This is a genomic window from Rhodocaloribacter sp. (genome assembly GCF_056451265.1).
On the sequence record NZ_JBWOPL010000121.1, the window covers coordinates 1 to 23420 of the forward strand.

Here is a 23420-nt window from a genome sequence, read left to right on the forward strand (position 1 = left end):
CAGCGGCGCGCCGGCCCGCGCGCGCCGGGCGAGACGTGTGCGCCGGAGGCCGCCTCATGGCAGACGCGCGCGCCCGATGGTGTTCGCGTCCGTGCCGAACCACACCTCGGCTCCGGGCGCGTGGAAAAACATGTGCCGCACCGATCCGCCGCCGCTCGCGATCTTCGTGCGCGAGAAGAAGGTCTCCGTGTCCGGGTCGAACCCGACGAAAAGGTTCGGGTCGACGCCGGTCTCGACGAACCACAGCCGGTCCCGGTCGTCGACGGCCATGCCGTAGGGGCGCGAGGTTTCGCCGTCGGGCATCGGCCATTCCCTGACGGCGCGCGTCTCGGGGTCGAGGCGTCCGAGCATGCCGCCCGCATAATCGACGTACCACACGGCGCCGTCCGAGGTGATTTCGAGGCGGCGGGGACGCGCTTCCGTGCGCGGAAGCGCGATCTCTTCGAGCGTCATCGTCGCCGGGTCCACCACGGCCAGCTTGTGCGTCCCGAAGAGGGCGATCCATGGCCGATGCTGCGCATCGAGCACGATGCCGTACGGACGGGCGCGCGGGGTCGGAACCTCGATCAACGCGATGCTCCCATCGGCCCGGTTGAGTTTGCCCACGAAGTTGCCGCCCTGGACGGTAAACCAGAGGTCGCCGTGGGCGTCGAAGACGAGCGTGTGCGGGTCGCGGGCGCGGGGGTCGGGCATGGGATATTTCACGATGCTGCCGTCGGCGGGATCGAGCCGGCCGATGTGGGCCGCGCGATTGCCGGCATACCACACCGCGCCGTCGGCATCGACGATCAGGTTGTGCGGCCCGGCGCCCGCATCGAGGTCGTACCGTTTGAACGCGCCGGTCTCGGGGAGGAGGTACGCCACATAGTCCGCTCGTTGCCCGACGAACCAGACGCGTCCCTCTCGATCGACGTACGGGTCGCGGGGGCGGGAGTCGGGCCAGGGAACCACCCACTCGGTGATTTCAACTTCGTCGGCGGGCAAGCGGTCGGTCGGATGAGGCGGCGGGGGAAGCCCGAGGAAGGGCAACGCGAGAAGCACACAGAGGAGACGCATGGGACGGATCCGGGTTGGGGAGGAGGTCAGACCGTGGCGGGGGTGTCCGGAACGAATGATTTCATCATAGCAAATTCCCTCCCCAACAGTCAAGCACTCGCGCGCGCATCCCCCTCATGAGTCGGCGCGGAGGGCGTCCATGAGCAGCTCGAACTCCTCCCGGCAATCCGGGCATCGATCCAGATGATCCTGCACGAGCGGCATCATCTCGGCGGCGGGCTTCCCGGCCATCACCATCTCGGCGAAACGGTCCATCTCCTCGAAACACGCGTCACAGCCGATCTCGTCCGGGCGCGTTCGGGCGACGGCCCGCGCTATTCTTTGCAGTATCGGTTTGTCCAGTTTCATGGCTCCTCCGGGCAGGCGGTGCGTACGTTTTTTCGAATAGAGGCGACCGGCCTTCGAAATCTTACCCTTTCCGGTGAGGAACGTTCGTCCGGGCATGGTCACGCTTCGCTCCAGAGTTCCTCCGGCGAAATGCCCCGGGCTTCGAGGCTTTTTTTGAGTCGTTTGCGGGCGTCGTGGAGCAGCTTATACAACGCATTCCGGTTGGTGTCCATCCGGCGGGCGACCTCTTCGAGCGGCATGCCGTGAACCATCACGGCGTTGAGGGCGAGGCGCTGGCGCTCGGTCAGCGCCTCGTCGATGGCGCGCTGAATGTGGGCGAAGAGCAACCGCGAGGCGGTTTGCCCGGCCGGGTCGCGGGTGTCCTCTGCAAGGGCGGGCAGGCTGTCCGGGGCGTCGTCGGGCGCGAGGTCGTCGAGCGAGACGTTTTTCCAGCGTTTGCGGCGCAGTTCGGTGAGCGCGATGCGGACGGCGATTTTCTGAGCCCACGTGGTGAAGCGGCTCTCCCCGCGAAAGGTGTCGAGGCGGGCGAGGATCTGGAGAAGGGCGTCCTGGGCGAAGTCTTCGGCGAGGAGGGTGACCCGGTGTGCGCCTCGGCGGGTGAGGGCCGCCCGAAGGCCGCGCACGAGGTGGTCGCGCAGGCGTTGAAGGGCCTCGTCGCGGCGGGGGCCGCGGAGCGCTTCCAGCCAGGCTTCGTTCGTGTCGAGACGAAGCGGGGTGCGGGCTCTGCGGCGGAAGCGGAAGGGCATGATGACGTGTGCGGGGGCAGGGGAGACGGAAGTCGGGCGCGACGGATCGGTGGACCGGAGCCGAAGCGCGCCGCGCGGGGTGGCGCTCGGATAATGGGTGCGTGAGGCGGGTGGAAAATTTCACCGGGGCGGTAAGATTTCGCCGCCGGGGTGCGTCCGTGGAAGGAAGGCAAGTCAAAAAAAAGAGATCGAACCCATGGAAAGCGCAGCTTTCTCGTCGCACGCATCACGGAATGGATGGATGGCTTCAGTCAGAGCGGGGGCGCTCGGCGGGCTCGGCGGCGGGCTCGTCTTCGGCCTGATGATGGGCCTGATGGGCCTGCTTCCGAGGGTCGCCGGGCTGGTCGGCTCGTCGCATGCGGCGACGGGCTTCGGGCTACACATGGGGATCAGCGTTTTCATCGGCGCGCTCTTCGGTGCGGCGGCGCATCATCTGCCGGCGCGCCTGAGCGTGCTCCTCGGGGCGGGGCTCGTCAACGGGGTGATCTGGTGGCTGCTCGGCGCCCTGCTGCTCCTGCCGATCGGACTCGGGATGCCGCAGATGGCGTTCGTGGTGGGCCCCCCGCAACTCATGAGCCTTGCCGGACACGTGCTCTTCGGTCTCGTCGCCGCCGCAATTTTTGTCCGACTCGACACGCGTGCTTGACGCGCGCCGTCCGTTTCGTTTTACCCATCAAACCGGAAGAAAGTCATGATTACGATGTATGCCGCCTCGATGGTTGCCCTCTTCGGCTTTTTCGTCGCCATGATCACTGGCGTCCTCTCCGGAGGCGTCGTGGCTGCCGGCGGGCTGGCGCTGATCGTACTGGGACTGTTTTACGTAATGTACCGGGACGCCTTCGACGACGGCGCGCCGGAGGCTGAATAGCCGCCTCGGCGCAGGCGCATGACACGCGCCTCGCGCGTGGTTCGGCTTCCGGTGCGGTTCACGGCCCCGGCCCGGGATATTTGAGCTTGAGCAGCCCATAGGCCGTCGCGGCGATGTTGAGAAGGATCAGGCCGTAATACAGGAAATAAGCCACGTTGCCGAGATGACGCGGGGTGATGCTCCACTCGCTGTCCCGGTCGTTCAGGTACAGATCGACGATCATGAGCAAGGAGACGACGGCCCCGAAAAGAAAGTATTGCGGCCCCGACTTGACGATGAGCACGACGGCGGCAGCGGCCAGCGTGATGAGAAGCCAGAAGATCAGATGACGCATCCGCCGGGACAAGCGCCGGTGTCTTCTCTGAGGCGGAGGCATTTCCGAGAGGAGGTCGGAAGGCATAAGTCTGTCTGATCGAGAACGGAAAAAGAACCATGCCGGACGACCCGGTGGCAGAGGGGTCCGGAGGAGCGGTTCGAGTGCGGGGGAAGATACGAATAATTTGGGTGGCTTCGTTCGTGCGACCTTCGGCGAAAGCCGTCCTTGACGCACGTCCTTGACGCGTGGAGTCATTCACGCGAAGGTGAGGCGGCGACCATCCGTTCGAGCGCCTCGGGTGTGCGGGGCAGGGCGGCGGTGAGCACCTCCGCGCCGTCTTCGGTGACGAGGATCACGTCTTCGGTGAAGACCGCGATGCCGAGGTCGTGGTTATAATACCACGGTTCGACGGTGAAGACCATGCCGGGCGCGAGCGGCGCGTCGGGCAGGCTCGGGTCGCCGGTGTTGAGGCCGAGGTGGTGGCCGAAGAACAGGCCGGTCTGCATGTACGGGCGCTCGGCGGGCGGGGTGGCGGCGCGGGCGGTCTCGGTCAACTCGGCGAACGTGACGCCGGGCCGGATCGCGGCGATGACGGCGTCGGAGACGGCGACCTCCATCGCGAGGATGCGGCGCTGTTCGGGCGTGAAACGGCCCGAGACCGGAAAGGTGCGTCCGACGTCGCTCACGTAATAGTCGAGCTCCGTGCCGACGTCGAAGATGACGAGTTCGCCCGCGTGCATCGCCCGGTTGCGGCGGTCGTAGTGGGCGGCGAGGATGCGCCACGGCCACAGCGCGTTCGGCCCCGATTTGATGATGGAGGCGAAGGCGAGTCGTTGTGCGCCGCCCCGCTTATACGCGGCTTCGAGTTCGGCTTCGAGCGTGCGCTCGTCCACGCCGTCGCGGATGAAGGCGGCGGCGTGCCGGATCGCCGCGACGGTGAGGTCGCACACCCGCCGGATCGCCGCGATCTCTTCGGGCCCCTTGATCATCCGAAGGCGCGCCACTGCGGGGAAGGCATCGCGGATGCGCGCCTTCGGATGCGTCCGTTGCAGATGAAAGAGCATGGCCTCGGCGGGCGACCACGCGAAGGTGAAGCCCGTCTCGACCGGCCCGACGCCGCGCCGCCCGGCATCGACGCGGAGCGTGCGGCCCGCCGCCACCCACGCGGACACGGCGGCCTCGAGCGCGGCGACCGGGCGCACGTCGGCAAGCCCCGAGCGCCGGGCGAGTTCGGGGTCGTCGCCGAGGGGACGACCCGGGAAGTCGTTCGCTCGGGCGGCGCTCTCGAAGCGGGCGTCGCGGGGCGGGACGAAGAGCGTGGCCGTGCGGGCGTCGGCGTCGAGGGCGAGGACGGCGTCGGGCGTCTCGAGGCCGGTCAGATAGAGGAAGTCGTCCGTCTGCCGGAACGTGAAGCCGTGAGAGACGCCCGTGCGGGCCGGGACGAGGAAGACGCCGCCGCCGTCGGCCCGGAGCGCGTCGATCATGCGGGCGCGCCGTCCGGCGAAGACGGCCTCGTCGAAGGGCAGATCGGTCCAGTCGAAGAAGCGCTCCTCGGGCGTCTGCGCCGGAGCGGGGGCGGCGAGGAACGCGCTCGCACCGAGCGCAACGAGGGCCGCTTTCACGACGAACATCGAGCATTTTCGAGCGAGACGGGCGCGGGACGGATGCTTTGTCATGGAAAAATGGGGTTATCGCACGAGGAGGACCGGACATTCGGTGGAGGCGAGGAGGCTCGAGAGGCCGTCGGCGCGGAGGGCTTCGGCCTCGGCGGGGCCGACGAGGAGCCCGGCCCGTTCTTCGCGCGTGACGTGGGCCACGCGGGCGGGCGAGAGGTCGGAGAGCGGGCGAAAGTGGATCTCGGGCGCTCCCTGGCCATGGCGCGCAATGAGCGCGCGCTGCCGCTCGAAGATCGTCTCGGCGTCGGGGCCGGTGACGAGGACGACGAGGGGGCTGTCGGCGTCCTGACGGGCGAGGAAGGCGGCGAGGCGAAGGGCGCGTTCGGCGGCGGGAGAGGCGTCGTAGAGCGCGATCACGGGCAGGTCCAGCCGGACGCCGCGCCGGAGCACGAGCACCGGGACGCCCACGCGGGCGATGACGGCGCGGGCCGTCGCGCCGAGCTTGCGGCGGCTCGCCTCGGTGTGGCCTGACTGCCCGAGCGCGAGGAGGTCGGCTTCGGCGGCGGCCGCAAGCAGTTCCGCGGTTACCTCGCCCTCGACGATGCGGAACGTGGCGGAGGTCTCGGCCCGCGCCGCGACGGCCTCGAACATCCGTCGCGCTCGCTCGGCGAGGACGCGGAACTCTCGCCGCACGCCCGCGCTCTCGAACGGCCTCGCCGCGCACGCAAGCGGGTCGATCACGCGGGTGAACGGGAGCGCCGCGGCCCGGAGCACGGCGCGGTCGGTGACGAAGAGGCCCGTCAGTTCGGCGTTCAGCCGTGCGGCGAGCAGCGCCGCCGCTTCGAGCGCCGCCCGGCTGTGCGCCGAGGCGTCGAGCGCGACGAGGATGCGCCGGATGAGGAGGTCGTGCGCGGGCTCCGTCATGTCAAAGCTCGTCTTCGGTGGAGGCGTCCGCGCGAAGGAACGCCTGTCGTCGCTCGGCCATCTCTGCCAGGCGGTCGATCACCCGGCGGTTGACCGTGCCTTCGGGATACGTGCCGTCGGGCCTCCGTTGGCCGGCAGGCATCCCGGTGAGCAGTTCGATGCCTTCGTCCACGGTGCGGACCGGGTAGACGTGAAACCGCCGGTCCCGCACGGCCTCGACGACGCGCGGGGCCAACATCAGATGCTTGACGTTCGAGGCGGGGATGAGCACCCCCTGTTCGCCCGTGAGCCCCCGCGCCCGGCATACGTCGAAGAAGCCCTCGATCTTTTCGTTGACCCCGCCGATGGGCTGCACCTCGCCGCGCTGGTTCACCGAGCCGGTGACGGCGAAGGCCTGCCGGAGCGGCAGATCCGCGATGGCCGAGAGGAGCGCGTACAATTCGGCGCACGAGGCGCTGTCGCCCTCGATGCCGCCGTACGACTGCTCGAAGACGAGGCTGGCCGTGAGCGAAAGGGGCCGGCTGCGCGCATACCGCCCGCCGAGGAAACCCGCGAGGATGAGCACGCCCTTCGAGTGGATGGGGCCGCTCAGATCGACCTCACGCTCGATGTCGACCACTTCGCCGGAGCCCAGGCGCACGCGCGCGGTGATGCGGCTCGGCTTGCCGAAGGCGAAGCTGCCGAGCTGGAGCACCGAAAGGCCGTTGACCTGCCCCGTCACCGCGCCGTCGGTGCTGACGTAGATCGTGTCGCGGAGGATCTGCTCCTGCATCCGGGTGCGGAGCCGGTCGGCCCGGCGCTCCTGCGCGTCGAGGGCGCGCTGGATGTGCGCGGCGCGTATGACGGCGGAACCGTCGTCCTGTCCGGCCCAGTAGTCGGCTTCCCGGAGGAGGTCGGTGAGGCTCTGGAGGTGGGTCGTCAGCTTCTCGGCGTCTCCGGCGAGGCGGGCGCCGCGCTCGATCGTTCGGCAGACGGCGTCGCGCGCCAGCGGCCGCAACCCCTCCCGATGCGCCAGCCGCGCCAGCATCTCGGCATAGCGCCGCTCGCGCCCGTCCGTCCGATCCATATCCGTTTCAAAGTCGGCCATCACCTTGAAAAGCTCGGGGAAGTCGGGGTCGTAGGCCTGAAGGAGATAATACAACTCCGGCTCCCCGACGAGCACCACCTTCACCTCGAGCGGGATCGGCTCCGGTTCGAGCGTGACGGTGCTGATCAGGCCGCTCGCCTCGCCGGGCGTCTCGATGCGGATCTTCCGGGCGAAGAGCGCGCGCTTGAGGCCCTCCCACGCGAAGGGCTGCGCGAGCACTTTGCGCGCCTCCACGATGAGGTACCCGCCGTTGGCCCGGTGCAGCGCTCCCGCCTCGATCAGGTTGAAATCCGTCACGAGCGTGCCCATCCGGGCCAGATGCTCGATGTGGCCGACGAGGTTTTTGTAATGCGGGTTGTCCTCGTAGATGACGGGCGCGCCCTCGCTCGATCCATGATCGACGATCACGTTGACGCGATACCGCCGCATCGAAAGGGCGCCGGTTTCTTCGGCGGCGGAGTCGTCCGGCGTGGCGTGCTCGTCGCTCGCCTGCCGGGCCTGGAGGAACGTGTCGACATGGTCGATGAGGTCCTTCTCGACGGCGTCGAGGTAGGCGCGGACGGCCTCGAGGTCGGCGTATCGTGCGCGAAGGGTTTCGATGAGGTCGGAGACGGCGTATCGGGCCACCTCGCGGTTGAGCGCGCGCAGCCGTTCGCGAAGCTCCCGCATCCGGCGCGGCGCTTTCCGGAGGATCCTGATCAACTCCTCCTGAAACTGCTCGATGACTTCCTGAATGCGTTTGCGTTCTTCCTCGGGCAGTTCCTGAAACTCTTGCGGCGAGAGCACTTCGCCGTCGTTGCCTTCTTTCATCGGGGCGAAAGCGAACCCGGCAGGCGCCCGCAACAGGGCGATGTGCTTTTCGCGCGCGCGCTCCTGAAGGTCTTTGAGCGCTTTTTCCTCTTCCTCGCGCGCCTCCTCTTCGGTGGCCTGCCGCCGCATCTGATAGTCTTCGCTCTCGAAAGCCGCCTCCAGCGCCGCCTGCGCCTCGTCGATGAGCCGGGCCATGTCATCGCGGAAAGCGCTGCCGCGCCCGGCGGGCAACGGAAGCGCGCGCGGCCGCCGCGCCTCGTCGAAATTGTTCACGTAGCACCAGTCCTGCGGCGTCGTCCGGCGTTCGGCTTCGCGTTCGAGGAAGTGGCGCACGAGCGCCCGTCGCCCCAGCCCCGCCGGTCCCACGGCGAAGATGTTGTACCCGGCGTGCCGCATGCCGATGCCGAAGTGGACGGCCTCCACCGCGCGCGGCTGCCCGATGACGACGGGCTCACCGTCGAGACCTTCGGTCGTCTCAAAGTCGAACTGCGCCGGGTCGCACCGGCGATAGAGGGCTTCGGGCGGGAGGGGCGGCACGGGCATGCGAAAGGCGAGTCGTAAGCGGGAAAGGGAAGGGATGGAGCAAACCTAACGCGCGCGTCGGAAGGATGCCACCGTCAATGGCTGCCGGGCGATCCCCGATGCGGGCGCGGCGCGCTTTCCCGCGAGGCCCTCTCGATCACTCGGGAAGGTACTTCGCCGGGATGGGCGGCCCGGATTGTTCGCTGTCCCAGAAAATGTTGAGCACCCACCAGCGCGCGCCGTCGTGCAGGAGCTGGAAGCTGTTGATGCCGCGCACAAACGGCTCGGGGTCCTCGGCCTTGTGCCGCGACTCGTACGTCGAGAAGGCGTGGAGGACGTGGCCATAGGCATCCGTCGTCCGGTGGATTTCCCGCTCAAAGAAGCCGTTTTGTTCGAGGTAGGCGCCGGCCCGCTCGATGTAGTCGTCGATGGAGAGGAAGACGGGCGCGAAGGCTCCGTTTTGCGTCGGTTGCACGGGGATGAGGCGGGCGGACGGGTGAAAGAGCGAGCGAAAACGGTCCCAGTCGCGCGCCTGTCCGGCGGGACCGGAGATAACCTCGTAGACGGCGTGCATGAGTCCGTCCACGGTCTCGACGTCGGCGGGGTCGGCTTCGGGAAGCGGGGTGGGGTCCTGGGCCCGGAGGGCGGCGGGAAGGAGCAGGCCGAGGGCGAGGACGAGTGCGAAAAAGCGCGCGGGGCAAAAGGAGGGCATGGCGGAGCGGGATGGTGGGGCGGAGGATGCCGCCGCAGGGACGTCCGGTTTCAGTCGTCCCTGAGCGGCTCGGGCGACGCCGTGTACGTGCGCCCGAAGCGATCGGTTGCCTCCACGCGGATGTCGCTCGCATCGGGCGCGACGGGGGCGTAGAAGAGATGCGCGACGGGCACGGGCTCGACCCACGGGCGGTGCTCGGGCTTGTCCGCTCCGCGATGGAGGCGTTCCGAGAGCGGGTCCGTGCCGATGCGCCGGGCCATCTCGCCCTTGCGTTCGCCGTTCTCATACCAGACCACCGTCCACTCGGGGTCCCAGTCCCACACGTTGGCGACGATCTCGTCGGGGGCGTTCGGGTCCGCGCCGCGCGCATACACGCGCATCTGGCGCCCGGCCTCGCGGCCCGTGCTCTTGTATCGCCATCGCAGCGTTTCGCCGTGTGCCTCGAAGACGGCATAGCCGTTCGGCGTGCCGTCATAGCAGATGTCGCCGCTCCACCATGCGCCGCACACCGTGCCGCAGACGTGCTCGTGCGTGCCGTGCTCGAAGACGTGCTCGTTCTCGTGCGTGTGGCCGGAGATGATGTGCGCCTCGAAGGGCTCGAGCAGCCGGTAGAGCGCCTCCCGGTTCGTGATCGAGGCGGCGATCGGCGGGGTGTCGCCGCCCGCCCGGCGAAAGCGCGTGCTCAGCGCGGGGATGTGGGTGAAAATCACCACGGGCCGCCCGGCCTCGACGCGGGCGAGGTCCTGCGCCAGCCACCCGAGCTGATCGGCGTCGAGATAGCCGAGGTAGCCGGCGGCGTGCCAGAAGACGTCGTCGAGCACGACGTAGTGCACCGCGCCCCGGTCGAAGGAATAGTGCGTGGGGCCGAAATGGGCGGAGAACGTGTGGGCCGAGTCGGCGTCGGTCATGCCGCCATAGTCGAGGTCGTGGTTGCCGATGACCTGAAAGAAGGGCAGCCCCATCGCGGCGACGGCGCGCTCGTACTCGGGGTAGAGGTCGAGGTGGTCGAACATGATGTCGCCGCACGCCACGCCGAAGACCGGCGTCTGGCCGAGCGCGGCGGCGGTGGCGCGCACGTCCGGGACGGTCTCGGCATGGAAGCGGTTCATCTCGAAGCCGTCCTGCGTTTGCGGGTCGGCGAGGACGAGGAAGGCGTGGCGCTCGTCGGAGGTCGGGAGCGGCTCGAGGTCGAAGGCGGCCTGCATCTCGCCCCGGGAGTCGGGGCGCATCGGCGCGTAGAAACGCGCGGTGCCGGTGGGGTTGCGCGGCACGGCGTATCCGGCGGGTATCGAGAGGTAGACGAAGGGCTGTCGCCCGTCGGCGATGAGCTCGAAAGCGCCGTCGGCGTCGGTGGCGGTCCCGGTGACGCCGTCGGTGACGGCCACCCCGGCGAGGCCGCGTCCGCCCGTCGCCACACGCCCCCGCACGCGCACCGGCGTGGCGGGCCTCGCCGGCGCCGGGAGCGGACGATACGGGTCGGCGAGGAGGAAGGACGGGCAGGCGAGGGCGGCTCCGGCGAGCGTCGCGCGCTTCAGGAAGCGTCGGCGGCTCCGGTTGTGGGGCGAGCGGTGGTTCATCGGAAGGTGGGGAAAGGAGCGGGCAGGCTGTCGGGGGGGGCGCGCCGGTCAGTCTTCGTCTTTGGCGAGGAGCGATCGGCGGAACGACTTCAGCACGAGCACGGGGCAGGGGGCGCGGCGCACCACCCGCTCGGCCACACTGCCGATGAGCAGGTGATCGAGCCCCGTCAGGCCGTGCGTCGAGATCACGATGAGGTCGCTCTCGTGCTCCTCGGCGAAGCGGGGGAGGTCGCGTCCGGCGCGGCCTTCGAAGACGTGATACGTGACCGGAACGTCCGGCCCGTCGGTCTCGGAAAAGAACCGCATCATTGCCTCGATGGCCTCTTCTTCGATGTGGGGGTAAATGTCTTTGAGCGATTTCGCGGCGATCCCGTAAAAAGCGGGGTGGATGACCTCTTCGAGGACGTGCACCAGCTGAACGGAGGCATCGTACGCCTCGGCGATCTCGCGCGCCACGGTGAGCGCCTCCCGCGAATGCTCGGAAAAGTCGATGGGCACGAGGATCCGTTTGATCTCGACGGGCGCTTCCACGTCCTCGGGCTTCCGGATGGCGAGCACGGGACACGGCGCGTGGCGGATGACCTCCTCGGCCACGCTGCCGATGAGGATGCGCGGGAGCCCGCGTCGCCCGTGCGTGCCCATCACGATGAGGTCGATGTCCTCCTCCTCCGCATACTCGACGATGGACGGAGCCGCCGAGAGGTTGCGTCGATGCGCTCGCACGATGGTCAGCCCCTGCTCCTGCCCCTCGGGAATCTGCGCCTCCATGTCCCGCTCGGCAATCTTGCGGAGCTTTTCATAGATCGCCTCCTGGTCGGGGAAATGATGGGCGGGGTTGTGCGGATCCTCGGAGAGAAACACCGTCACGTGGAGCATGTGCAGCTCGGCCTGATACCGGTGCGCAAGGTACAGCGCATAGGTGAGCGCGTGCGTGGAGGTCTCGGAGAAGTCGGTCGGGAAAAGGATCTTGCGGACGTTGAGCATGGCCGGGAGGTCGGGGTGGAAAGGACGGGCAGATGACGCGCCCAAATTGCGAATTCGGAAGGAGGCATGCAAACGGAAAACGCGACGGTCTTCGCGCGCGCGTCTTCTTTCCCGGAATCACGTGAAGTGTGCAGGTTTCCCCTACAAGCGCGCCGGCATGCGGGACGTACCTTCCGGGCGATTGTCCAACGAACGCTGCGGGAGGCCGACGCCATGCCTCGAATAATCGAACCGTTCCGGATCAAGATGGTCGAGCCGATCCGGATCACGAGCCGGGAAGAACGCGAGCGTTACCTCGCCGAAGCCGGGTACAACCTCTTTTGCGTCCCCTCCGACGCGATCCTCATCGACCTGCTCACCGACAGCGGCACGGGGGCGATGAGCGCCGAGCAGTGGGCGGCCATGATGCGCGGCGACGAGTCGTATGCCGGAAGCCCGAGCTTCCGCCGGTTCAAGCATGCCGTGCAGGACATCTTCGGCTTTCGCCACGTCATCCCCACGCATCAGGGGCGGGCGGCGGAACGCATCCTCGCCGCCACGCTCGTCCGGCCCGGCGACGTGGTGCCGAACAACACCCACTTCGACACCACGCGCGCCAACCTCGAAGCTGCCGGAGCCGTCGCCGTGGACCTTCCGTGCTCCGAAGCGCGTGAACTCGCCACGCCTTTTCCTTTCAAGGGCAACATCGACCTCGAAGCCCTCGCCCGCGTGCTCGACGAGAACCCCGGCCGCGTTCCCTTTGCCATGATCACCGTGACGAACAACGGCGGCGGCGGGCAGCCCGTCTCGATGGAAAACATCCGGACGGCCTCCGAGATCTGCCATGCCCGGGGTGTGCCGCTCTATATCGATGCGTGCCGCTTCGCCGAGAACGCGTATTTCATCCACGCCCGCTCGCCGGAATACGCCGGGACGCCGCTCATCGAGATCGCCCGCGAGATGTTCTCGTACGCCGACGGATGCACGATGAGCGCCAAGAAAGACGGCATGGCGAACATCGGCGGCTTCCTGTGTACGAACGACAACGCCGTAGCCCAACAGGAGCAGGCGCTCCTCATCCTCACCGAAGGCTTCCCGACGTACGGCGGACTCGCCGGGCGCGACCTCGAGGCCATCGCGGTCGGGCTGTACGAGGCGCTCGACCTCCACTATCAGCAATACCGCGCCTCTTCCACACGCTACCTCGGCGACCACATCGCGGCGGCGGGCGTGCCCATCGTGCAGCCTCCCGGCGGCCACGCCATCTACATCGACGCGGCGGCGATGCTCCCGCACCTCCCGAAGGCACAGTATCCGGGGCAGGCGCTCGTCGTCGAACTGTACCGGCACGGCGGCATCCGCTCCGTCGAGATCGGCTCGGTGATGTTCGGTCGCCCGGACCCGGAGACGGGCCGGGAGACGTTCGCCGAGAACGAACTTGTGCGGCTGGCCATCCCCCGGCGCGTCTATACGAAGAGCCAGATCGACTACGTGGTGGACGTGGTCGGAGAGGTGTACGAGCGGCGTGCGGAGGTGCGCGGCGTGCGGATCGTCGAGCAGCCGCCGATGCTCCGGCACTTCACGGCCGTCTTCGAACCGGTGTGACGCTCAGGAGCCGGGCCGGAGCATGCCGCGCACGACGTCGAAGTCGCCGTCGTTCGGAGCGGGGCGGAGGCCGAGGATGTGCGCCATCAGGTTGTAGAGGTGGACGTTCTCGAACGGCTCGACCTGGAGTCCCCGGCGAAACGCCGGACCGTGCGCCACGAAGAGCGCATGCATCGACGGGAGGTAGTTGTCGTAGCCGTGCGTGCCGCCGACGAAGCGGTCGCGGTGGGTCTCGAACCACGCCCGCTCGGTGGCGATGCTCCACCCCTCGTCCGCCACGGCGATGAGCTCCGGAATGCGATAGTGCGCGCGGAAATGCCATTTTTCGGGCGTTTCCATGCGGTGATACACCTGGAGGTGCGGGTGGGCGCCCTCGAGCGCGGCGAAGACGGCCTCGGCCCTCCCTTCTTTCGGACGCGCCATGAAGACGGGCGAGCGGTCCACCACCACCACGTCGTCGAGGTCGAGGTAGTCGTCGAGGACGATGACGCGCTCGGGCGAGGTGGCCGCCATGCCGTGGTCGGCGACGACGATGAGGTTGACGGCCTCGAAGAGGCCCCGCGCTTCGAGGCCCGCGACGAGACGGGCGAGGTAGCCGTCGACGCGCGTGACGGCGGCGGCGGTCTCCGGTGCATCCGGCCCGTGGCGGTGGCCCTCCGAGTCCACGTCGCTGAAATAGAGGGTGAGGAACGTGGGGCGCTCGGCTTCCGGGAGGTCGAGCCATCCGAGCACCTCGTCCACGCGCTCGTCGCCGGGCACGCGGCCGTCGAACCGTTTCCAGTACGTCGGGCGCACCCCCTCGATGGCGGCTTCGGAGCCGGGCCAGAAGTACGTTCCGGCGATCTGCCCCTGTTGCTCGGCGGTCACCCACAGCGGCTCGCCGCCCCACCACCGCGCATCTTCGATGGCCTCCCGGTTGCTCAGGCTGAACCAGGCATCCATCTTCGGGTCGTACATGTTGTTCGCGATGATGCCGTGATGTTCGGGATAGAGGCCGGTGACGGTGGTGTAGTGGTTGGGGAACGTCTTCGTGGGGAAGGACACCCGCATGCCGCGCGAGGCGCGCACCCCGCCCTCGGCCAGGCGCTTGAGCGTCGGGGCCTCGTAACGGTCGAGGTAGTCGTACCGGAAGCCGTCGAGGGAGATGAGCAGCACCGTCGGCGGGAGCGCCGGGGCGTCGTCGGAAGGGCCGACGGTCGTTTCTGCGGGCCGCTCGGCGGCTTCGGGCGTGCGGCAACCGAGGGCGAAGAGGCTCAGGCCGAGGAAGAGCGCGGCGAAAAACGCGGGGAGGCGGAACGGAAGCTTCATGGCGAGCGAGGGAAAGATCATACGGCGAGTGGGAAGATAGCCGCCGCCGCCCGCATTGAGAAGACCGCCCGTCGCACGAATGGCTTTTTCGAAAAAAAGGCCGGGACTCGCGAGGGAGCCCCGGCCCGAAGGATTGGACGCGAGACGGGTCGGGCGGCGCCGGTCGAGGCGGCGCGGGTTGCAGCCGACGACGCTTATTTCCGCCCGAAGAGGTAATAGAGGATGAGGCCGCCGACGGGGAAGAAGAAGATCAACAGTCCCCAGAGCACCTTGTCGCCGAAGCTCCGGTCGCTTCCGGCCACTTCGAGGAGGGCGACGATGTCGAGGATGAGGATGAGGAGGCCGCAGATGCCGTAGCCCCACCCGTACTGAAGGCGTTCCATGAGGTTCGGCCCTCCGCATCCGGTGAGAACGAGAGCGGACAGGCCCAGCGTGAGAGCGGGGAGAAGGGGGGATAGCTTCGCGCGCATGATGGTGATCGGGCTTGGTTGGGAGAGGCATTCCGTAAACATTCCAGTATACGACGCTTCCCGAAAAAGTTGGCCTCGCTTCGTTCTTTTGACGGAGCGACGGGCGTGCGGCGCCGGGACGACGGGGCGGAACAGCCCTTCGTAAAGGCTCGTTCGAGAGATCCCTTTTCGAAACGATTGCGTCGGCCTCATGAAGATCGGACCGATAGACTTTGGCGAACGCCCCCTCTTTCTCGCGCCCATGGAGGACGTGAGCGACCCGCCGTTCCGCATCCTGTGCAAACGGTACGGGGCGGACATGATGTACACCGAGTTCATCTCGTCCGGCGGCCTCGTTCACGACGCAGAGGGTTCGCACAAGAAGCTCGACATCTTCGAGGAGGAACGCCCGATCGGCATCCAGATCTTCGGCGGCGACATCGAACAGGTGCGCGAGGCGGCGAAGATCGTCGATGCGGTGGGGCCGGACGTGATCGACATCAACTTCGGGTGCCCGGTGAAGAAGGTGGTGTGCAAAGACGGCGGCGCGGGCATATTGCGGAACGTGCCGAAGATGCGGGCCCTCACGGAGGCCGTCGTCGCGGCGACGGAGCGTCCGGTGACGGTGAAGACCCGCCTCGGGTGGAACGATGCGTCGATCCGCATCCTCGAGGTGGCGCGGATGCTCGAAGAGGCGGGCGTGCGGGCGCTGGCCGTGCATGCGCGGACGCGGGCGCAGATGTATCGGGGCGAGGCGCGGTGGGCGTGGCTCCGGCGGATCAAGGAGGAGGGCGGCCTCTCGATTCCGCTCATCGGCAACGGCGACGCCACGACGCCGGAGAAGATCCGGGCGATGTTCGACGAGACGGGCGTCGACGCGGTGATGATCGGGCGCGGAGCCATCGGCAACCCGTGGATCTTCCGCGATGCGAAGGTATTCATGGCGACGGGGGAACGGCCGCCGCCGCCGTCGTGGGAGGAGCGCGTGGCCGTGGTGGCGGAGCACCTCACGCTCAAGTGTCGGTGGCTCGGCGAGCGCAAGGGCGTGCTGGAGATGCGGCGCATGTATGGCGGCTACTTCAAGGGCTTTCGCCACGCGAGCCGCCTCCGGCAACTCATCATCGAGGAGCCGTCCCGGGAGCGCATCATCGAACGCTTGTTGAACTTCCGAGAGGACGAGCCGGAGGTGCAGGTGGCCGTCCCCGCGAAGGTGCGACCGGCGCGGTTGTCCGAGGCGCTCGCGGCGAAGCTCCCGTCGCCCGTCGCACGGCCCGAAGCGGTGGAGACGGCGCGGTAGGGGCGCGGGGTGCACTTCGAAGGGCGGGTCGTTATCTTGCGCCCGTCCTTTGCTGCCGACCCCTCACACGCATGCCGGAATACGCGGATATTCTCCTCCTCTTCGGCGTCGGGCTCCTCGCCGGCGTCCTCAACGTCATGGCCGGCGGCGGCTCCACGCTCACCGTGCCCGTGCTCCTCTTCCTCGGCCTCGACGGGGCGACGGCCAACGGCACCAACCGCGTGGCCATCTTCGTGCAGAACATCTTCGCGGTGCTCTCTTTCCGCCGGGAGAAGGTGAGCCGCCTCGAACAGAGCCTGATCTTCGCGGTATGGGCGCTGCCGGGCGCGGTGCTCGGCGCCGTCGCCGCCGTGCGCGTCAGCGACGAGTGGTTCGAGCGCATCCTCGCCGTCATCATGATCGGCGTGGTCATCTCGATGATCATCCCGCGTTCCCGGGACAAGGCGACGACGAACGAGGGCGTCAAGACGTGGTGGATCTATCCCGCGCTCTTCGGAATCGGTTTCTACGGCGGCTTCATTCAGGTCGGCGTCGGCTTCCTGTTCATGGCGGCGTTCTACCACCTCCTCCGGATGAACCTCGTCTTCGTGAACATGCACAAGGTGACGGTGGTGCTGTTGTATACGGTTCCGGCGCTGGCCATCTTCGCATGGACCGGCCACGTGGACTGGGGCCTGGGGTTGAGTCTGGCCGCCGGGAACGCGCTCGGCGCCTGGTGGGCGGCCCGCCTGGCCGTGCGCCGCGGAGAGAAGGTGATCCGCATCGTGCTTGTGGCGGCCATCCTCCTCATGGCGACGAAACTGCTCGTCGACTCGTTATGACGGTCGGCCGTGAGCAAAGGAGGCGGCCCGGCTTCAAGCGAGCGCCCGTATGCGCTACGCCGTCTTCATCCGAAACAGCAGGGCATCCAGCCCCCAGAGCACGAGACCGAGCGCGCCGAAGAAGGAAAGGGCGAGCACGGGCTTCCAGATGACCAGCCCGCCGAAGAAGCCGAGCACGCCGCCGAGGTATTTGATGTAGTTGAGTTGCTCGTTCGTCGTGCGCTTGAGCAGGTTTTCGAGCTGCCGTTCATCGTACTGCATCATGTTGCCCATGATCATCGTGTACACGTCGAGGTTCTCGACGAAGCCAAGCACGATGCGCGTGGCCCACTCCTCGATCTCCTCCGACTTTGCCTCGATGAGCTTCGGCACCCGGTCGAGGAGGTGGTCCATCTCGTCGAGCACGGCATCGAGCGAGGTGGGCAGGTCGCGGATGGCGTTGTCGATGCGGCGTTTGAAGTCCTCTTCGTTGAGGAAGCGGTAGGCCTTCAGCGCGAGGCGGCCGAGGCCCTCTCCGGCATGCTCTTCGATCTTTTGCACGGCTACTTCCGCCAGGCGCATCCGCACCTGTTCGGACGTGAGCACCTGTTCGGCATAACTGGCGGTGAGGCTCTTGAGTTCGGCGCGGAACTCGGGATCCTCGATCACGCCGCGCGTCACCGAGAGCGCCATCTCGCGATACTTCGGGATGATCTGGTGCTCCTCGATCTTCTGCTTGATGATCTCCTCGTTGATGAGCTCCTCGGAGACGGCTTTGGCCAGGCGGAAGATGACGCGCTCGCGCTGCGCGGGGATGAGGCCTTGCCCGAAGATGGGACGCTTGTGGCGCGGATTGAAAAGCATCGTGATCGCCAGCCAGTTCGTGGCGAAACCGATGAGGCCGCTCACCGAAAGGATGCGGAGCAGCCCGTCGAGCGCGAGCGCGCGGCCGAAAGCGGTGACGGAGACGCCGGGGAAATCCCAGACGAAGGAGAAGCCGAAAAGCGCGACGAGCAAAGCGGGCACGAGGCGAAGCACGGGCAGCAGTCGGGCATGCGCCCCCACCGCGCGCGGTGGCTCCGTGAGGCGCTCGGGCTTCGGCTTCTTCGGCGGGAGGTGGCGGCGGACGTATTTGCGGAGCAGCTCCCGCAGATCGCGCGCGCGGGCCCTCGTCAGGGCTTTCGCCTCCGGAAGCGACACCGCCGGCGGCTCCGCCCCGGATGTCATGCCGGGCGCCCGGGCTTCTCCCGAAGGAGTCCGGTCCTCGGATGACGGGCGACCCGGTTCGCGTTCGGACGCCTCTTCGATGCCGGCATCGGGCGTTCCGGCATCGGGCGTTCCGGCATCGGGCGTTCCGGCGCTGTCGGGTGCGGCCGACGGGAGCCCGGGACCGGGAGTCTCGGACGTTGCCTCAGGGGGAGCGCCGGGGTTCGGAGCCGGAGAGGGGGGTGTTTCTTCGCGGGGCATGCGTTCGTAAAAGCGAATCCGCAGGGAATGTTCTCGCTTTCCCCCCGACGGACGGGCGGCGGCGTTGTTTCGCGCGCTCCGGAGCGCGCGTCTTACCGGAAGCCCAGCCGCTCGGCTTCGGCGTGCATGCCCGCGATGACGTTGGCGATGTGCGCGTCGAGGTCGACGCCGAGCGCTTCGGCGCCCTTGCGGATGTCCTCGCGGCTGACGGCGGCGGCGAAGGCCTTGTCCTTCAGCTTTTTCTTGACCGACTTCGGCTTCATCCCTTCGAGCTTCGTCGGGCGCACGTAGGCCACGGCGGTGACGAAACCGGCCAGCTCGTCCACGGCGAAGAGGGTTTTCGCCAGGCGCGTCCGGCGCGGCACGCCCGTGTGTTCGGCATGGCCCAGAATGGCTTCGACGATCTCCTCCGGATAGCCCTTTTCCCGGAGCACCTTCGCCCCGACGAACGGGTGTTCTTCGAGCGAAGGATGGCGCTCGTAGTCCATGTCGTGCAGCAGTCCGGCGATGCGCCAGGTCTCCTCGTCCTCACCGAAGAGCCGGGCGTAGTGCGCCATCGCGGCCTCCACGGCGTATGCGTGGCGGCGCAGGCTTTCGGTCTTCGTCCATTCGTGAAAAAGCGCGAGGGCGTCGTCGTAGGTCGGCATGGTTCGATGTGGGCCAGACGTCTGGGGATGGGGGAACGCTCAGAAGATGTCGATGAGTTTCAACTCCCGGAGGTATTTCCGGGGATGGGTCTTGAAGTCCTCGACGAGGGCGTTGACGCCGTTGAGCGTGGAATCGAGCTTGAGGTAGAGGCCGTCGTCGTTGATGAGCCGTCCGAGCGAGCCCTCTCCCCGGTCGATCCGGGCGATGATGGCGTCGAGCGAGGCGGAGGTGGACTCGAAGGCGGCGAGGTTGCGGTCGAGGCGTGCGAGGACCCGGTTCAGGTTCTGAACGGCCACGCCGACGGAGTCGCCCTGCACGTCGATGAGCTCGTTCAGAGAGCCGGTGAGGGTGTCCGTGTGGGCGAGTATGTTCGAGAGGCGTTGCTCTTCGGCGCGGAAGAAGCGGTTGAACGCCGAGAGGCTGCCGCGTGCGGAGAGGAGGAGCTGCCGGAGGTCGCTCTCGGGGTCGTCGAGGAGCGCGCGCGTGGTCGAGAGCGTGGCGTCGAGGCCGACGAGGACGCTGTCCACCCGGTTGACGAGGGTGGGCGCGCGCGCGCTCAGCGACGTGAGCAGGTCTTCGGCCGTATCGCTCGGGACGTAGCCGCCATCGGGGATGGGGGGATTGCCCGGGGGGCCGAGGATCAGGTCCATCCGCACCACGCCGAGCGCGTCGAAGCCGGTGACGCGTGTGAAGGAACCCTCCGGGATGGGCAGGTCGCTGTCCACATGGAAGCGCACGCGCACCCGGTTGGTCTCCGGGTTGATCCGCACCTCATCGACCGAGCCGACCGTGACGCCGTTGACCCGGACGATGTTGCCCGCGATGAGGCCGGCGGCGTTCTCGAAGTCCGTTTCCAGGTTGGTCGTGCCGCGGAAGAGCGGCAGGTCCTCGAAGAAGCGGATGCCGAGGATGAAGATGATCGCCGTCAGGAGGATGGCGGTTCCGACTTTGAGTTCGTTGCCGTATTTCATAGAGGTAGGGTCATCGGTCGTCGGTCCGGCGCGTGGGGCCGAGGGCTAGGTGCGAAGCGCGGGTTTGCCGATCTGGTATTCATTGGCCCGCACGAAGCGGCAGAGCACCGGGTCGTGGCTCTCGTGCAACGCCTCGATGGTGCCGGTCCAGTGCATGTGGCCGTTGTGGATGAAGGCGGCCCGGTCGGCGATGGTGAGCACCGAGTGCATGTCGTGCGTGACGACGATGTTGGTCATGTGCAGTTGATCGGTCAGGCTCTTGATCAACTCGTCGATGGTGTTCGAGGTCTCCGGGTCGAGGCCGCTGGTGGGCTCGTCGTAGATGACGTACCGGGGGCGGAGGGCCACGGCGCGGGCCAGCGCCACCCGCTTGCGCATGCCGCCGGAGAGTTCGGCGGGCATCTTCGGCCCGACGTCCGGAAGCTGAACCATCGAGAGGCACTGCTCCACCTCCGCGCGGATCTCGGCCTCGGTCATGTCGGTGAACGTGCGCAGCGGGAAGGCGACGTTCTCGAACGAGTTCATGGAATCGAAGAGCGCGCCGCCCTGAAAGAGCACGCCGAACTCCCGACGCACCTTTCGCAGTTCGTCATACGAAATCGCGTCGATGTCGATGCCGTCGACGATCACGCGGCCCCGGTCGGGTTTGAGCAGGCCGATGAGGTGCTTCATCAGCACGCTCTTGCCCGAGCCGCTCCGCCCGATGATCGCCAGCGTCTCACCCTCGGGAATCCTGAGCGAGACGTCGATCAGCACCGGCTTGCCGCCGAAGCTTTTGTATATGTGTTCGACTTCGATCATGGGTTGGTGGAAGGTCCGCCGACGCTCACAGGAGCACGATCGCCAGCACGAGGTCGGCCAGCAGAATATAGACACAGCTGGTGACGGCGGCCTGCGTGGTGCTCTTGCCCACGCCTTCGGCGCCGCCGCCGGTGAAGTAGCCTTTATAACACGAGATCGACGTGATGACGAAGCCGAAGACGAGCGACTTGATGACGCCGAAGATCGGATCGAAGGGCTGAAAGAACTCCCGCGCCCCGTCGATGAACTCGCCCGCCGTGACGTATCCGCTCAGCGAGCCGACGAAAAGCCCGCCGGTGATGCCGATGAAGCTGGCGGCGATGTAAAGCACCGGAAACATCACGATGCCGGCCAGCACGCGCGGCACGATCAGGTAGCCGATGGAGTTGAGCCCCATCGCTTCGAGCGCGTCGATCTGTTCGGTCACACGCATCGTGCCCAGCTCCGCCGCGATGCGCGCGCCCACCCGCCCGGCCAGGATAAAACCCGTCACGACGGCCCCGAGTTCGAGGATCATCGACGGGACGACGATCGAGCCGATGATGGTTTTCGGGATGAACGGAGAGACGAGCTGGTAGGCCGTTTGCACCGTCGTCACGGCGCCCGAGAAAGCCGCCGCCAGCGCCACGATGGGGATCGAGTCGATGCCGACCCGCATCATCTGTTCACTGATGTTCTTGCGATAGACCTTGAAGTCGCTCAGAGACCGGAAGGCATGATACAGCAAAAGGCTGTATCGGCCCAGCGCCGCGACGGGTTCGAGCATGAAGGCGGTAAGCGAAAGCGAAGACGTGCGCACGCGCATGGGGGAAGGTCGAATCTCGGTAGAGGAGCCCTGGAAGCCGAAGCCGCGAGAGCCAACGTACGCACCTCCGCCCGCTTCGGATGCTTTCCAAGATGAAAAGTGCGTTAGGTTTCGAGAAGGCTCGCGCCGGACCTCTCGGCGGGGTGACGCCGTGCTGTCAGGCCCCGTGCGTATATTGCATGGGAGATCGCCGGGCACGCTTTCGTTACAGGGCCATCTGTGCCATAGCCGCCCTCAGAGAGGGGAACGTAACGTGAGACGGCTTCTCGCGCGAAGAGGGCATGCCCGGCGCCGTTCTTCCCTCCAACGGAAACCCCTGCGCGAGGTTCGCACCCGCACGCGGGCGACGGGGATCCTTTGAACCCCCCGTATTCGTTCGCATGGAAGGTCTCTCGCGCGGCAAAACCCACCCTGTTGACCACTGAAAACATGGCCAAAACCCGAACCCGATACGTGTGCCAGGTATGCGGGCAGGTTTCCCCCCAGTGGATGGGGAAGTGTCCGAGCTGCGACGCGTGGAGCTCGCTCGTCGAGGAAGTTGCGCCGACGCCGGTGAAGGCGCGGGTGGGGCGCGCCGTCGGTGCGGAGGGCGGGAGGCACCCGGCGGCGCTCTCCGAGGTGAGGCTCGGCGAGGAGGCGCGCCTGCGCACGGGCGTGAGCGAGTTCGACCGGGTGATGGGCGGCGGCATCATGAGCGGCTCGGTCACGCTCGTCGCCGGGGACCCCGGCATCGGGAAAAGCACGCTGATGACCGAACTCGGCAAGCACCTGCCGAAACGACGGTTGCTCTACGTGACGGGGGAGGAGTCGCCCCGGCAGGTGAAGCTCCGCGCCCGCCGCCTCGGCGTGGAGAGCGACGCCTTCTTCCTCTTTCCCGAGACGAACGTGGAAGCCATCCTCGCGGCGGCCCGAGAGACGGAGCCGGACCTGATGATCGTGGATTCCATCCAGACCCTCTTCCGGCCCGACCTCGAAAGCGCGCCGGGCTCGGTGAGCCAGGTGCGGGAGAGCGCCGCCTCGCTGATTCACCTCGCCAAACAGATCGACCTCCCGGTGTTCCTCGTCGGGCACGTCACGAAAGACGGGGCCATCGCCGGGCCGCGCGTGCTCGAACACATGGTCGACACCGTGCTCTACCTCGAGGGGGACCGGCATCACGCCTATCGCATCCTCCGCGCCGTCAAGAACCGTTTCGGCTCGACGAACGAGATCGGCGTCTTCGAGATGCGGACCGGCGGGCTCGCCGAAGTGATCAATCCGAGCGCCATCTTCCTCTCGCAACGCGCCTACGGCGTCAGCGGTTCGACGGTCGTGTGCGCGCTCGAAGGCACGCGCCCGTTGCTCGTCGAGATCCAGGCGCTCGTCACGCCGAGCACGTATGCGTCGCCGCAGCGCACGGCCACCGGCTTCGACAACCGCCGCCTGCAGATGCTGCTGGCGGTTCTCGAAAAGCGCGAGGGACTGCGCCTTGCCTCGCACGACGTGTTCGTCAACGTGGCCGGGGGGGTGCGCCTGACCGAGCCCGCCGTGGACCTCGGCATCCTCGTGGCCGTCGCCTCCTCCTTCCACGATGTCCCGACGGACACCGGCACGGCGCTCATCGGCGAGGTCGGGCTCGGCGGGGAGGTGCGCACCGTCAGCCGGATCGAGGCGCGCCTGAAAGAGACCGCCAAGCTCGGCTTCGAACGCGCCCTCGCGCCGGAGCACAACCTCAAGGGCATCGA

The 23420-nt window shown here is 67.5% G+C and carries 23 protein-coding genes; 6 read left to right on the forward strand and 17 right to left on the reverse strand.

Going from position 1 to position 23420, the window contains the following annotated elements; genetic code table 11:
* Nucleotides 1-54 precede the first annotated feature (54 nt).
* The 3 genes from AC1HIY_RS17495 to AC1HIY_RS17505 form a co-directional block, all read right to left on the reverse strand.
* Complete coding sequence (locus AC1HIY_RS17495; protein WP_479578086.1) at nt 55-1056, reverse strand: Vgb family protein; 1002 nt, start codon at nt 1054-1056, stop codon at nt 55-57.
* Between the two features lie 114 nt (nt 1057-1170).
* Nucleotides 1171-1404, reverse strand: a complete 234-nt coding sequence (locus AC1HIY_RS17500; protein ID WP_479578087.1) for a hypothetical protein — start codon at nt 1402-1404, stop codon at nt 1171-1173.
* Between the two features lie 98 nt (nt 1405-1502).
* Nucleotides 1503-2150 (reverse strand): RNA polymerase sigma factor, encoded by a 648-nt coding sequence (locus tag AC1HIY_RS17505; protein ID WP_479578088.1) that lies wholly within the window; start codon nt 2148-2150, stop codon nt 1503-1505.
* A gap of 241 nt (nt 2151-2391) precedes the next feature.
* Between AC1HIY_RS17505 and AC1HIY_RS17510 the strand changes: the two genes are divergently transcribed.
* Both AC1HIY_RS17510 and AC1HIY_RS17515 read left to right on the forward strand, forming a co-directional pair.
* Nucleotides 2392-2796 carry a hypothetical protein gene (locus AC1HIY_RS17510; RefSeq protein ID WP_479578089.1) on the forward strand — a complete coding sequence of 135 codons (405 nt, stop codon included), beginning with the start codon at nt 2392-2394 and terminating at the stop codon, nt 2794-2796.
* A gap of 45 nt (nt 2797-2841) precedes the next feature.
* Nucleotides 2842-3018: a hypothetical protein gene (locus AC1HIY_RS17515; protein WP_479578090.1), complete on the forward strand. Its 177-nt coding sequence runs from the start codon at nt 2842-2844 to the stop codon at nt 3016-3018.
* Between the two features lie 58 nt (nt 3019-3076).
* On the opposite strand, the gene AC1HIY_RS17520 is transcribed toward AC1HIY_RS17515, so the two are convergent.
* From AC1HIY_RS17520 to AC1HIY_RS17550, 7 genes are all read right to left on the reverse strand, one after another.
* Complete coding sequence (locus AC1HIY_RS17520; protein WP_479578091.1) at nt 3077-3352, reverse strand: hypothetical protein; 276 nt, start codon at nt 3350-3352, stop codon at nt 3077-3079.
* 233 nt (nt 3353-3585) lie between these two features.
* Nucleotides 3586-4965 (reverse strand): aminopeptidase P N-terminal domain-containing protein, encoded by a 1380-nt coding sequence (locus AC1HIY_RS17525; RefSeq protein ID WP_479578092.1) that lies wholly within the window; start codon nt 4963-4965, stop codon nt 3586-3588.
* A gap of 57 nt (nt 4966-5022) precedes the next feature.
* Nucleotides 5023-5874 (reverse strand): universal stress protein, encoded by an 852-nt coding sequence (locus tag AC1HIY_RS17530; RefSeq protein WP_479578093.1) that lies wholly within the window; start codon nt 5872-5874, stop codon nt 5023-5025.
* A gap of 1 nt (nt 5875) precedes the next feature.
* Nucleotides 5876-8314: a Lon protease family protein gene (locus tag AC1HIY_RS17535; RefSeq protein WP_479578094.1), complete on the reverse strand. Its 2439-nt coding sequence runs from the start codon at nt 8312-8314 to the stop codon at nt 5876-5878.
* Nucleotides 8315-8450: 136 nt separating this feature from the next.
* Nucleotides 8451-9005, reverse strand: a complete 555-nt coding sequence (locus tag AC1HIY_RS17540; RefSeq protein WP_479578095.1) for a hypothetical protein — start codon at nt 9003-9005, stop codon at nt 8451-8453.
* A 50-nt stretch (nt 9006-9055) separates the two neighbouring features.
* A complete protein-coding gene (locus AC1HIY_RS17545) occupies nt 9056-10582 on the reverse strand; it encodes a calcineurin-like phosphoesterase C-terminal domain-containing protein (RefSeq protein WP_479578096.1) in 1527 nt (508 codons plus the stop codon).
* A 48-nt stretch (nt 10583-10630) separates the two neighbouring features.
* The gene (locus AC1HIY_RS17550; protein WP_479578098.1) at nt 10631-11566 is read right to left on the reverse strand and encodes a universal stress protein; all 936 of its coding nucleotides are present in this window, start codon (nt 11564-11566) and stop codon (nt 10631-10633) included.
* Nucleotides 11567-11779: 213 nt separating this feature from the next.
* Between AC1HIY_RS17550 and AC1HIY_RS17555 the strand changes: the two genes are divergently transcribed.
* On the forward strand, nt 11780-13150 hold the full coding sequence (locus tag AC1HIY_RS17555; protein WP_479578100.1) for a tryptophanase: 1371 nt from the start codon (nt 11780-11782) through the stop codon (nt 13148-13150).
* A 3-nt stretch (nt 13151-13153) separates the two neighbouring features.
* On the opposite strand, the gene AC1HIY_RS17560 is transcribed toward AC1HIY_RS17555, so the two are convergent.
* Together AC1HIY_RS17560 and AC1HIY_RS17565 are read right to left on the reverse strand one after the other, a co-directional pair.
* Nucleotides 13154-14458 (reverse strand): alkaline phosphatase family protein, encoded by a 1305-nt coding sequence (locus tag AC1HIY_RS17560; protein WP_479578101.1) that lies wholly within the window; start codon nt 14456-14458, stop codon nt 13154-13156.
* A 194-nt stretch (nt 14459-14652) separates the two neighbouring features.
* A complete protein-coding gene (locus AC1HIY_RS17565; RefSeq protein ID WP_479578102.1) occupies nt 14653-14841 on the reverse strand; it encodes a PLD nuclease N-terminal domain-containing protein in 189 nt (62 codons plus the stop codon).
* 277 nt (nt 14842-15118) lie between these two features.
* Here AC1HIY_RS17565 and dusB point away from each other — a divergent pair, with 277 nt between their 5' ends.
* Together dusB and AC1HIY_RS17575 are read left to right on the forward strand one after the other, a co-directional pair.
* The gene (dusB, locus tag AC1HIY_RS17570) at nt 15119-16204 is read left to right on the forward strand and encodes a tRNA dihydrouridine synthase DusB (protein WP_479578104.1); all 1086 of its coding nucleotides are present in this window, start codon (nt 15119-15121) and stop codon (nt 16202-16204) included.
* 71 nt (nt 16205-16275) lie between these two features.
* Nucleotides 16276-17025 (forward strand): sulfite exporter TauE/SafE family protein, encoded by a 750-nt coding sequence (locus tag AC1HIY_RS17575; protein ID WP_479578106.1) that lies wholly within the window; start codon nt 16276-16278, stop codon nt 17023-17025.
* A gap of 54 nt (nt 17026-17079) precedes the next feature.
* On the opposite strand, the gene AC1HIY_RS17580 is transcribed toward AC1HIY_RS17575, so the two are convergent.
* From AC1HIY_RS17580 to AC1HIY_RS17600, 5 genes are all read right to left on the reverse strand, one after another.
* Nucleotides 17080-18231 (reverse strand): DUF445 domain-containing protein, encoded by a 1152-nt coding sequence (locus tag AC1HIY_RS17580; protein ID WP_479578108.1) that lies wholly within the window; start codon nt 18229-18231, stop codon nt 17080-17082.
* 332 nt (nt 18232-18563) lie between these two features.
* Nucleotides 18564-19118, reverse strand: coding sequence for an HD domain-containing protein (locus AC1HIY_RS17585; protein WP_479578109.1), 555 nt, complete (start codon nt 19116-19118; stop codon nt 18564-18566).
* Between the two features lie 39 nt (nt 19119-19157).
* Nucleotides 19158-20090, reverse strand: a complete 933-nt coding sequence (locus AC1HIY_RS17590) for an MlaD family protein (protein ID WP_479578111.1) — start codon at nt 20088-20090, stop codon at nt 19158-19160.
* 45 nt (nt 20091-20135) lie between these two features.
* The gene (locus AC1HIY_RS17595) at nt 20136-20891 is read right to left on the reverse strand and encodes an ABC transporter ATP-binding protein (protein WP_479578113.1); all 756 of its coding nucleotides are present in this window, start codon (nt 20889-20891) and stop codon (nt 20136-20138) included.
* A 25-nt stretch (nt 20892-20916) separates the two neighbouring features.
* Entirely contained in the window at nt 20917-21690 is a 774-nt protein-coding gene (locus AC1HIY_RS17600; RefSeq protein ID WP_479578114.1) for an MlaE family ABC transporter permease, read from the reverse strand.
* A gap of 435 nt (nt 21691-22125) precedes the next feature.
* Between AC1HIY_RS17600 and radA the strand changes: the two genes are divergently transcribed.
* On the forward strand, nt 22126-23420 hold a 1295-nt coding region (gene radA / locus AC1HIY_RS17605), incomplete at its 3' end, for a DNA repair protein RadA (protein WP_479578115.1).